The 11,610-nt window shown below is 59.8% G+C and carries 10 protein-coding genes; 4 read left to right on the top strand and 6 right to left on the bottom strand.

What is annotated here, in order from left to right; translation table 11 throughout:
* Positions 1-27: 27 nt before the first annotated feature.
* Complete coding sequence (locus tag TU74_RS15630; protein WP_048377028.1) at positions 28-978, bottom strand: sugar ABC transporter substrate-binding protein; 951 nt, start codon at positions 976-978, stop codon at positions 28-30.
* Between the two features lie 439 nt (positions 979-1,417).
* Here TU74_RS15630 and TU74_RS15625 point away from each other — a divergent pair, with 439 nt between their 5' ends.
* Complete coding sequence (locus TU74_RS15625) at positions 1,418-2,497, top strand: asparaginase (RefSeq protein ID WP_047275170.1); 1,080 nt, start codon at positions 1,418-1,420, stop codon at positions 2,495-2,497.
* Positions 2,498-2,580: 83 nt separating this feature from the next.
* On the opposite strand, the gene TU74_RS15620 is transcribed toward TU74_RS15625, so the two are convergent.
* The 5 genes from TU74_RS15620 to TU74_RS15600 form a co-directional block, all read right to left on the bottom strand.
* Positions 2,581-2,802: an MbtH family protein gene (locus TU74_RS15620; protein WP_047275172.1), complete on the bottom strand. Its 222-nt coding sequence runs from the start codon at positions 2,800-2,802 to the stop codon at positions 2,581-2,583.
* Between the two features lie 82 nt (positions 2,803-2,884).
* Positions 2,885-4,291, bottom strand: a complete 1,407-nt coding sequence (locus tag TU74_RS15615; protein ID WP_048377027.1) for an aspartate aminotransferase family protein — start codon at positions 4,289-4,291, stop codon at positions 2,885-2,887.
* Positions 4,292-4,515: 224 nt separating this feature from the next.
* On the bottom strand, positions 4,516-5,928 hold the full coding sequence (gene cycA, locus TU74_RS15610; RefSeq protein WP_048377026.1) for a D-serine/D-alanine/glycine transporter: 1,413 nt from the start codon (positions 5,926-5,928) through the stop codon (positions 4,516-4,518).
* A gap of 161 nt (positions 5,929-6,089) precedes the next feature.
* The gene (locus TU74_RS15605) at positions 6,090-7,424 is read right to left on the bottom strand and encodes an ATP-binding protein (protein WP_048377025.1); all 1,335 of its coding nucleotides are present in this window, start codon (positions 7,422-7,424) and stop codon (positions 6,090-6,092) included.
* Positions 7,421-8,101 (bottom strand): response regulator, encoded by a 681-nt coding sequence (locus TU74_RS15600; RefSeq protein ID WP_047275179.1) that lies wholly within the window; start codon positions 8,099-8,101, stop codon positions 7,421-7,423. Before TU74_RS15600 ends, TU74_RS15605 begins: the two co-directional genes overlap by 4 nt.
* 126 nt (positions 8,102-8,227) lie before the next feature.
* Between TU74_RS15600 and dsbD the strand changes: the two genes are divergently transcribed.
* The 3 genes from dsbD to dsbG are packed head-to-tail and all read left to right on the top strand — an operon-like array spanning position 8,228 to position 11,592.
* The gene (dsbD, locus tag TU74_RS15595) at positions 8,228-9,970 is read left to right on the top strand and encodes a protein-disulfide reductase DsbD (protein ID WP_048377024.1); all 1,743 of its coding nucleotides are present in this window, start codon (positions 8,228-8,230) and stop codon (positions 9,968-9,970) included.
* Entirely contained in the window at positions 9,971-10,840 is an 870-nt protein-coding gene (locus TU74_RS15590; RefSeq protein ID WP_048377023.1) for a TlpA disulfide reductase family protein, read from the top strand.
* The gene (dsbG, locus tag TU74_RS15585; RefSeq protein WP_048377022.1) at positions 10,819-11,592 is read left to right on the top strand and encodes a thiol:disulfide interchange protein DsbG; all 774 of its coding nucleotides are present in this window, start codon (positions 10,819-10,821) and stop codon (positions 11,590-11,592) included. Before TU74_RS15590 ends, dsbG begins: the two co-directional genes overlap by 22 nt.
* The last annotated feature ends 18 nt before the right edge of the window (positions 11,593-11,610 follow it).

Genomic DNA, 11,610 nt, shown 5'->3' with positions numbered 1-11,610 from the left:
CACGCAGGTGCCAAGGGTATGGACGGATCAGGGGGTGGTGATCAGCTCAACCGGCGTCGCGATAACCCCGTCTTTCAGTGCGTCGACCGGCTCGTTCTTGATCAGTTTGAGCGCGGTCTGAATACCGAAGACGGCCTGCTGGGCGGCGGCCTGGTCTGCGGTAGCCAGCACGCGGCCGTTCTTCAGCATCGGCTTGATGGCATCGATGTTGTCGTAGCCGACCACCTGCACCTTACCGGCCTTACCGGCGGCACGGATGGCCGATACTGCGCCAATCGCCATGCTGTCGTTGCCCGCCAACAGAGCCTTCACATTGGGGTACTCGCTGAGAATCGCAGCGGCCTGCTTGTTGCCGCCTTCAATTTCCCAATTACCGGACTGCACGGACACCACCTTGATGTGCGCCGCTTTCATGGCGTCTTTGAAGCCCGCCGTGCGTTGCTGCGCGTTGGTGGTGGTCGACACACCTTCAATGATGGCCACCTCGTCGCCGGCGTTCAGCTTGCGCGCCAGGTACTCACCCACTTTACGCGCGCCAGCCCGGTTATCAGGCCCTACAAACGGGACATCCAGCTGCTTTTTTTTCAGTACTTTCGGGTCGAGCTGGTTATCGATGTTCACCACGACAATCCCGGCATCCCGAGCCTTTTGAATAGCGCGGATCAACGCCTTGGAGTCAGCCGGCGCGATCACCAGACCATCGACTTTGGCAATGATCATCTGGTTGATGATGTCTATCTGCCCCTGAGTATCGGTTTCGTTCTTGATGCCGTTGGAAATCAACTCGAAATCAGCCGGGTGCTGTTTTTGATAGTCCTCGGCCCCCTTGGTCATGGTGACAAAAAACTCATTGGCCAATGACTTCATCACCAGACCGACTTTGGGTGTGGAGACGTCGGCATGGGCAAGAGGAAGGGAAAACGAGGCCGCTGTGAACAGGGCGACGGCGAGCAAGCGTCCAGCAAAGGGCAGCTTCATGGGAGTACTCCGATCTTATGATTATTGTGAGCGACATCCTGTTTGCGCGGGCTGGCAGCCATTGCAAAAGCGCCCGGTTTGAAGCGCCGAAAGGCACTCACAAAGAACGGGACACCTGCGCGCAAACGTTTGCTTGAACCTCACTATGGAAACCCGACTTATATTTGTCAACGACAAAAAATGGCGCCATTAAACCGACGAACGGACGCCTTTCCGTACGGAAAGTTACAGCGAAATTCGGATAACCGTCTTCAGTCAATTTGATTAAACACCCTAAAATTATTTTTTATCCTTAATAATCAAACAGTTACGTAATTTATAAACACTTGGAAAAAATGGCACAAAACATGCCTTTATATGGCCAGCCCGTGGCCAGTGGATGGTACGTGCCGTGCTAGGTGTATGTGCATCAGCACTCTCATCATTAAGAGAGAACATAATGAAAAAAGCTGTCTTGAAATCGATTGTTCCGGGCGCATTGGCCCTTCTGCTGGTTATGCCAAGCGTTCAGGCACAAGAAGCCCCTGCCAAACCGAACGTCATCATTCTGGCAACCGGCGGCACCATCGCCGGTGCAGGTGCCAGCGCTGCCAACAGCGCAACCTACACCGCCGCCAAAGTGGGTATCGATCAACTGATCGCCGGTGTACCCGAGTTGAGCCAATTGGCCAATGTGCGTGGCGAACAAGTGATGCAGATCGCCTCTGAAAGCATCACCAACGACAACCTACTGCAATTGGGCCGCCGCGTTGCCGAGCTGGCCGACAGCAAAGACGTCGACGGTATCGTGATCACCCACGGCACCGACACGCTGGAAGAGACCGCGTACTTCCTGGATCTGGTTGAAAAAACCGACAAGCCAATCGTGGTCGTCGGCTCGATGCGTCCGGGCACAGCCATGTCGGCTGACGGCATGCTGAACCTGTACAACGCCGTCGCCGTTGCAGGCAGCAAGGAGGCACGCGGTAAAGGCGTTCTGGTCACCATGAACGACGAAATCCAGTCGGGCCGCGATGTCAGCAAAATGATGAACATCAAGACCGAAGCGTTCAAAAGCCCGTGGGGCCCACTGGGCATGGTCGTTGAAGGCAAGTCCTACTGGTTCCGTTTGCCTGCCAAGCGTCACACCATGGACTCTGAGTTCGACATCAAAAACATCAAGAGCCTGCCAAACGTAGGCATCGCCTACTCGTACGGCAACGTTGATGACACGGCCTATAAAGCACTGGCTCAATCCGGCGCCAAAGCCATCATTCACGTAGGCACCGGCAACGGCTCGGTTTCATCCCGCGTGGTGCCGACCCTGCAGGCCTTGCGTAAAGACGGCGTACAGATCATCCGTTCTTCCCACGTGAATGCCGGTGGTTTCGTACTGCGTAACGCAGAACAACCTGACGACAAAAACGACTGGGTGGTTGCACACGACCTGAACCCACAAAAAGCCCGCATTCTGGCCATGGTCGCCCTGACCAAAACCCAGGACAGCAAAGAGCTGCAGCGGATTTTCTGGGAATACTGAGTCAAGCGGACGCCCTGGCGTTTGAGCATTAAAAAAGCCAACTGACACGTTCATGTCAGTTGGCTTTTTTGTGAGTGCGCGATTCAGTGCGTTGCCACGGCATCCATCTTCTGGCGCAGGCTCAGCGGGCGCATGTCCGTCCACACCTCCTCGATGTAGGCCAGGCATTCGGGCTTCAGGCCGCTCTTGCCCACCGCACGCCAGCCGTTCGGAATGGCTTTGTAATCAGGCCAGATCGAGTACTGGTCTTCGTGGTTCACCACCACCTGAAAAAGAATATCGTCGCGGTCAAATACTGAACTCATGTGCGGGTCTCCATCGCATTAAGCCGCTGCGCCAACACGCGCAGCCGGGGTCATAGAACAAACGAGCGATCAACGCCAGGAATTAGAGCCGGCCGATGGCCGCCGCCAAGGCATTGCCGAACATGGCCGCCACGTGATCGATCTCGGCGCCGGTGATGATCAGCGGTGGCAGGAACCGCACCACACTGCCGTGCCGCCCCCCCAGTTCCAGAATCAATCCGCGCTTGAGGCATTCGCGCTGTACCAGCGGCGCCAGTCGGCCAAAGGCTGGGGGGTGGCCCAGCGCGTCAGGCAGGCCAGACGGGTCAACCAATTCAACGCCCAGCATCAGCCCGCGCCCCCGGATATCACCCAATTGCGGGAAGTCGCGCTGCAGGATGTGCAAGTGCTCACTCAAGCGCTCACCCATGGCTGCCGCGTGCGCCGCAACATTGTGCTCCTTGAGGTAGCGCATCACGGCACTGCCCGCGGCCATGGCCATCTGATTACCGCGGAAAGTACCGGCATGGGCACCGGGCAGCCACGTGTCGAGCCACTCGCGATAGACCACCACCGCCAACGGCAAACTGCCACCAATGGCTTTGGACAGCACCACCACATCAGGCACGATCCCCGCGTGTTCAAAGGCGAACATCTTGCCGGTGCGGGCAAAACCGCTCTGGATTTCATCCACGATCAACGCCACCCCGGCCTGCTCCGTGAGGCGCCGCAGCCCCCGCAGCCAGTCCAGGTCCGCCGGGATCACACCCCCCTCGCCCTGTACCACTTCAACGATCACGGCGGCAGGCAATTGCACGCCGGCCTCTGGATCACTGAACAGCGTGTGCAGGTAATGCAAGTTGGCCTTCACCCCTTGCTCCCCGCCGAGGCCAAACGGGCAACGGTAATCGTACGGGTACGGCATAAATTGCACCCCATTGCCCAGCAAGGCGGCCATGGGTTTTTTCGGGCCAAGGCTGCCCATCAGGCTCAACGCCCCTTGGCTCATCCCGTGATAACCGCCCTGGAACGAAATCACCGTGTTGCGCCCGGTTGCCGTGCGTACCAGCTTCAACGCCGCTTCTACCGCGTCGGTGCCGGTGGGGCCACAAAACTGGATTTTCGCTTCTTGGGCCAAGGCGTCTGGCAACAGGCCAAACAGGTCCTGTACAAACTGATCCTTGACCGGCGTGGTCAGGTCCAGCGTATGCAAAGGCAGACCGTCGTCCAGCACCTTGCGGATCGCCTCAATCACAACCGGGTGGTTATGCCCGAGCGCCAAGGTGCCCGCGCCTGCCAGGCAGTCGATAAAGCGCCGGCCTTCAACGTCCTCGACGTACAGCCCCTTGGCGCGCTTCAACGCCAGCGGAATGCGCCGCGGATAACTGCGCGCGTTGGATTCTTGGCGGCTCTGACGGGCCAACAAGGGAGATTCTTCAAATTCATACAGCGTTTCGGTCGTACAGACCCGACCCGGCTGATCGTCGACAAGACTGGTAGCGACTGACATTTCTGGGACCCTCAATGCGCTGATGAGATTGACCAAAACCGCAGACCTGCGAGGACTTTCGATGCGCGAAAGAGCGCTGCAGGTTTTCCTGCTTTGGAAACGCATTGGCGGTGCCCGGATTTAGAGGCGAATCACACAATCCACGCGCCACGGATCGCCAGAACGACAAAGGGGATGGCACCTTGCAGGCCATCCCCTTGTGATACACCACGTCAATACACGCTTTATTGCAGTCCTTTAGCCGCCTGCAGCTTGTTGCGCACAATGGACCGGTAGGCCAGCCCCAACAGCAGGAACCAGCCCGGTACCACGTACAACGCCTGCCGCGTGTCGTCCTCCAGCGCCAGCAACACCAGAATGAAGGCAAAGAACGCCAGACACACCCAGACCATCACTTTGCCGCCCGGCATCTTGTAACGCGATGCCTGATGCAAGTGCGCGCGCTGCTTGCGGTAGGCCAGGTAGGACAACAGAATCATCGACCAGACAAACATGAACAGGGTCGCAGACACCGTGGTGATCAGGGTGAAGGCGTGCATCAGGTTGGGGATCAGGTAAATCACCAGCGCTCCGGCCAGCAGGCAAATGCACGAAAAGATCAGCCCGTTGGAAGGCACGGCGCGCTGCGACAGGTGCTTGAATGTCTGCGGCGCATCCCCTTCCAGGGCCAGGCCGTAGAGCATGCGGCTGGTAGAGAAAACGCCGCTGTTGGCCGATGAAGCGGCCGAGGTCAGCACCACGAAGTTGATGATGCCTGCCGCCGCCGGAAGCCCCGCCAGCATGAACAACTCAACAAAAGGACTTTTGTCCGCGACCACGTCGCGCCACGGCGTGACGGCCAGAATCGCAATCAGCGCGAACACGTAGAACATGATGATGCGCAGCGGAATCGAGTTGATCGCGCGGGGCAAATTACGCTCCGGGTCTTTGGTCTCAGCGGCGGTGGTGCCAGCCAACTCGATCCCGACAAACGCAAATACAGCGATCTGGAACCCGGCAAAAAAGCCCATCAGCCCATGGGGGAACATCCCGCCGTCATTCCACAGGTTGCTCAGCGTTGCAGCGTGGCCCGCGGGGGACTGATAGGCCGTGACCACCATGTACAACCCGGTGCAAACCAACGCACAAATGGCGACGATCTTGATCATGGCAAACCAGAACTCCAGCTCACCGAACATCTTCACGGTGATCAGGTTCAGCGACAGCAACAGCGCCACGCACCCGACCGCCGGCATCCATAAGGGGACGTCCGGAAACCAGAACTGCGTGTACCCGGAAATCGCGATCACATCCGCAATCCCGGTGACAATCCAGCAAAACCAGTAGGTCCAGCCCATGAAGTAACCGGCCATCGGCCCCAGCAAGTCGGCCGAGAAATCAATGAACGACTTGTACTTAAGGTTGGATAACAGCAACTCACCCATGGCGCGCATGACAAAAAACAGCATGAAGCCAATGATCATGTACACAAAAATGATCGAGGGGCCCGCCAGGCTGATGGTCTTGCCCGAGCCCATGAACAGGCCGGTGCCGATGGCGCCGCCAATGGCAATCAGTTGAATGTGACGGTTGGACAAACTGCGCTGGAGTTCGTGAGGTTCACCGACAGGCGGCTGATCAAACGCTGAATCCTTCAATGTTCTTTTACCTTGCAAGTGGATTTTTCTTATCGGTGGAGTTGACTTAACCCCCTTATAAATCGAGGGGTACTTTAAAGGCGACGCGCACGCAAAACACTGAGCTGCATCAGTGCTTGCCGGACTGTCCTACAGACAGGAAGGATCATGAAAAAGCGGCCTTATTGGCCGCTCTCAGCTTGCAAGGGCATGCGCAGCTCAACCCGCAACCCGTCGGGCTGACTGTCAAAGCTCAACCCACCGGCGCAGCGCTCGACAATGGCCTGCACAATGGCCAGCCCCAACCCGCAGCCGTTGCTGTTGTCGTTGCGCCAAAAACGCTGGGTCATGTGCTGCAAGGTGTCAGGCGCGATGCCGGGGCCGTGATCGCGGACGACAAAATACACATCGGCGGCCACGACGCGAAGTGTCAATTCGACGCGGGTATCGGCCGGTGTATGGCGCAAGGCGTTTTCCAGCAAGTTGCGCAAGGCCGCAATGGCCAGTACGGACGGGACTTTCAGCGGGGTGTCGGGCAGATTCGCCGGCACATTCAGCACAATGCGATCGGCCGCCCCGCTGACGGCATCATGAATGGCCAGGCGCGCCACCTGCTCGGGCGAGCACTGCACACCGTCGTCAAACGACAAACTGCCTTCGACCCGGGCCAGCAGCAACAATTGCTCAAGCGTGCGGTGCAAGCGGTCGGCCCCGGCTTCAGCGTGGGCCAGCGATTGCTCGCGGGCCGCGCCCTCGGTCATGCGCGCCACTTGCAGGTGAGTCTTGATGGCCGTCAGCGGGCTGCGCAGCTCGTGGGCAGCATCGCCGGTCAAGCGCCGCTCGCGCTCAATGGCCTTGGCGATACGGGCCAGTAACTGGTTCTGTGAATCGAGCAACGGTTGCAATTCGCTGGGCAACGGGCTGATCTGTAAAGGCTGCAACGAATCGGCATCGCGGCGCATCAGGGCATCGCGCATGCGTTTGAGCGGCGCCAAACCCTGCCCGATGCCCAGCCACAGCAACAATAAACAGCCCACCAGCGCCATGCCCACCGGCACCGAAGCCGCCAGCAACACCGACAGGTTCAACGCTTCCCGCTCCACCTGACGGTCGGCCGTGGTGATGCGCAGGTCGCCACGGTCCAGGGTGAAGGTGCGCCAGGCGGCACCGTCAATGATCTGATCGCGAAAGCCGGTGGATTCAGACTGCATGGGCTGATCCGGGTTGTTATGGCTGCGTGCCAGAATTTCGCCCCGCAGCGAACTGACCTGGCAGGCCATCCCACCGGGGATGGTCAGTTGTTCCGCGCTGAAATGGGTGCCCTCGCCTTTTACCGGCAATTGCGGCAATTGCTCCAACAGCCCGGCGACCATCCGCGCAGAGGCCACCAGCCGCTGGTCGAGGGAAAACATCATCTGCTGGCGCAAGTCACTGAGCATCCAGGCCGCCGCCAGCATCCAGATCACAATGAACGCCGAACCGATGGTCAGGCTCAACCGCAGACGCAGGCTCATCATGCCTCGGGCTCGTTGCCATCCGCCGGGCCCAGGCGATAGCCCAGGCCGCGCACGGTTTCAACGATGCCATTGCCCAATTTGCGGCGCAGGTGGTGGATATGAACGTTCAAGGCGTTGCTCTCCAGTTCGTCACTGAAACCGTAAATGCTGTCTTTGAGCTGCTCGGTCGACAGCACCCGGCCCCGATTATGCAGCAGGGCCTGCAACAAGGCCTGCTCGCGACGGGACAGGTCCACGGGCTTGCCCCCCAACAATGTGGCGCGGCTGCTGGGGTCGTAAGTCAGGCGCCCGTGCTCGATGAGGTTGACGCTACGTCCGGCCACTCGGCGCAACAGCGTGTGCAGGCGCGCTGCCAGCTCGCGCAGGTCAAACGGCTTGAGCAGGTAGTCATCGGCGCCCGCTTGCAGGCCGTCCACGCGGTCGGTCACTGCATCCCGCGCAGTCAAAACCAGTACCGGCAGATCAAAGCCCTGCTGGCGCAGTTGCTGCAACAGCTTGAGCCCGTCTTCATCCGGTAACCCGAGGTCCAGCACCATGGCATCGAACGTGGCGGCCTTGAGCATCGCGCGCGCTTTACCAGCGGTGTTGACGTGCTCCACCGTCATGCCCTGGGCCGTCAGCCCGGCCACAATTCCGCTGGCAATCAGTTCATCGTCTTCGCAAACCAATACGTGCATGCAGGTACCCGCGTAAAGAGGCCGATTTAAGGGCGCTGGGATTAAGGGCCGATTATGCCGTTTTTAACACTCGGTTAATCAAGTGTCGCCAAGGTAGCCTCAATTCGAATATCCAGGGTTTGGCGCATGTCTCGTTTGATCGTGTTTTTTTTCCTGCTGCTGACGGGCTTGAGTCAGGCGCACGCCAGTGACAACCCGTTTGAACAAAAAGCCGATTTCCTACCGGCCAACAAAGCCTTCGTGTTCACTTCCGAGCCGTTGCCTTCAGGCGAAACCCGACTGCACTGGCAAATCACCGATCAGTACTACTTGTACAAAAAACGCTTCAAATTCGACGGGCTGGACGCCGCGCAGACGCCCGTGCTTCCTGAAGGGCAGGAACACAGCGACGAGTTTTTCGGCGCCACCCAGGTGTACCGCGACAGCCTTGAACTGCTGATCCCGGCAGGGGCCAGCGGTCAGGTCAAAGTCAGTTGGCAAGGCTGTGCCGATGCCGGTCTGTGCTACCCGCCACAAAGCCAGACCGTGGACCTGGGCGGCACACAGCCCGCTGCCGAGCAGGGGCAAGCTCAAGACCAATCACTGGCGTCCAGCTTGCAGCAGCGTTCTTTGGGCTGGAGCTTATTGCTGTTTTTCGGGCTCGGCCTGCTGCTGGCGTTCACCCCGTGTTCCTTGCCCATGCTGCCGATTCTCGCCGGTCTGGTGGTCGGCAGCGGCGCCAGCCCCGGCCGCGGCTTTGCGGTTGCCGGCAGTTATGTGATCAGCATGGCGCTGGTGTATGCCAGCCTCGGCGTACTGGCCGCGCTCTTGGGGGCCAATTTGCAGGCGCTGTTGCAACAACCCTGGCTACTGGGCAGTTTTGCCGCGCTGTTTGTCCTGCTCGCTTTACCGATGTTCGGCTTTTTCGAACTGCAATTGCCTGGCGCCTTGCGTGACCGGCTGGAAAGCGCCGGACGCGGACGCAAAGGCGGCAGCCTGATCGGGGCCGGGGTCCTGGGCGCCCTTTCCGGCTTGCTGGTCGGGCCGTGCATGACCGCTCCGCTGGCGGGCGCGCTGCTCTACATCGCGCAAAGCGGCAATGCCGTGCAAGGTGGCCTGGTGCTGTTCACCCTGGGCGTCGGTATTGGCATGCCGCTGTTGCTGCTGGTCACGGTCGGCAGTCGTTTCCTGCCCAAGCCGGGGGCCTGGATGAACCTGATGAAGGGGCTGTTTGGCTTCCTGTTCCTGGGGACCGCGCTGCTGCTGGTGCGTCCGGTGCTGGATGAATCGCTGTGGCTGGCCTTGTGGGGCGTGCTGTTGCTGATTGTGGCCGGCAGCCTGTGGCAACAGGCGCAACAGTTTCTGCGCGTCAAAGCGCTGTTTGCCCCCCTGGGCCTGCTGGCCGGTCTGTGGGGCAGCCTGATGCTGATCGGCGCCGCGGGCGGCAGCACCGACCCATGGCAACCCTTGCAGGTGTACACCGCGAAAACCGTGGCCGGCAGCCCTTCGCAAACGGCCCACGACGCGTTCATAACGGTTAACAACCCGGCCGATCTTGAGCGCGAACTGGCAGCCGCCAAGGCGCAAGGTCAATGGGTGATGCTTGACTACTACGCTGACTGGTGCGTGTCCTGCAAAGTGATGGAGAAAAAAGTCTTCGGCCAACCGCAGGTCATGCAAGCCCTCAACGGTGTACGTTTGTTGCGCCTGGACGTGACCGACGATACTGTCGCCAGCCGCGACCTGCTCAGCCGCTATCAAGTACCCGGTCCACCCACGTTTATCTGGATCGGACCGAACGGGATTGAGCGTCGCGCACAGCGCATCACTGGCGAAGTGAATGCCGAAACCTTTTTGAATAACTGGCAAGCCACCCGGGAACTCCTCTAAATGCTGACCCTGACCATCGGTTCGTTTGCGCTGGCAATCAACCACCTGCTGCTGATCCTGGCCCTCGCTCTGGCGACGCTGGTGGGGTGGCGGGTGGCCAAACGCGGTGGCGAAAACCCGGAGTCAGTCCTGTTCAGCCTGTTCCTGTTGGGTCTACTGGCGGCGCGTATCGGTTTTGTCATCGCTTACTGGCGTTACTTCCATCAAGACCCGTTGCAAATGCTCGACCTGCGCGACGGCGGCTTTGTAGTGTGGGCGGGGCTCTTGGCTGTGGTGGTGGGCGCCGTGATCTGGGGCTGGCGCCGCGCCGGACTGCGACGCCCGCTGGGCTGGGGGCTGTGCAGCGGCCTGGCGTTCTGGCTGCTGGCGAGCTTGTCTTCCAACCTGTACGAAAAAGGCACGCAGTTGCCCGACATGGTGCTGCGCAATGCCAATGGCGAATCGGTACAACTGGGCAGCTACAAAGGCGGCCCGCTGGTGATCAATCTGTGGGCCACCTGGTGCCCGCCTTGCCGACGCGAAATGCCCGTTTTGCAGAACGCCCAGCATCAGCACGAGAACGTGACCTTTCTGTTCGTCAATCAGGGCGAGAGCATGCAGAGTGTCAGCACCTTCCTTGAAACCCAAGGCTTGAACCTCAGCAACGTGCTGTTCGACAGCGGCGGCAAGTTGGGGCAGAAAGTCGGCTCCATGGCCCTGCCCACCACCCTGTTCTACAACGCGGACGGCCGTCTGCTGGCCAGCCATCTGGGTGAGTTGTCCGAAGCCAGCCTGGCACGAGCCCTCGAACGTTTTGACCCGAACATTTCACCGTCAGCCCGCCAGGGCGACCCTGCAAGGAATACCCAATGCGTAACCGCACACTGTTAAACCTGAGCATGAGCACCCTGCTGGGCGCAGCCCTGCTGCAATCCCCGTTGTTGCACGCCGAAGAACTGCCACCGGCGATCAAGAAGATCGAAGCCAAGGGCGCGAAAATCATCGGCAGCTTTGATGCCCCGAGCGGCCTGCGCGGGTATGCCGCGCAGTATGAAAACCGCGGCATGGCGCTGTACCTGACGAAGGACGGCAACGTGTTGGTGGGCAATTTGTATGACGCCAACGGCAATGACCTGAGCCTGGCGCCGCTGCAAAAGATGGTCTACGAACCGATGGCCAAGCAAGTCTGGGCCAACATGGAAAAGACCCACTGGATTGCCGACGGCAAAAAAGATGCCCCGCGCATCGTGTACTTGTTCAGTGACCCCAACTGCCCCTACTGCAACATGTTCTGGGAACAGGCCCGCCCGTGGGTGGACGCAGGCAAGGTGCAGTTACGCCACATCATGGTTGGCATCATCCGTGAAGACAGCCCCGGCAAGTCGGCCGCACTGCTGGCGGCGAAAAACCCGCAACAAGCCCTGCACGACCACGAAAAGGCCGGCAAGGCCAGCACCCTCAAGGCACTGGGCAGCATCCCGGCTGACGTGCAGGCCAAGCTCGACGCCAATATGCAGTTGATGTCCGAACTGGACGTCGCCGCCACCCCGGCGATTTTCTACCTCGACGAACACGGCAACCTGCAACAACAGCAAGGCGCACCATCGCCGGAAAAACTGGAGAAAATCCTCGGCCCGAAATAACGCCTCCGTCAGGCCCGT

The sequence above is a fragment of the Pseudomonas lundensis genome, from assembly GCF_001042985.1.
In the GTDB taxonomy this organism is placed as follows: domain Bacteria; phylum Pseudomonadota; class Gammaproteobacteria; order Pseudomonadales; family Pseudomonadaceae; genus Aquipseudomonas; species Aquipseudomonas lundensis.
The sequence above is the reverse complement of the archived record's forward strand: the minus strand, read 5'-3'. Positions and strand labels throughout refer to the sequence as shown.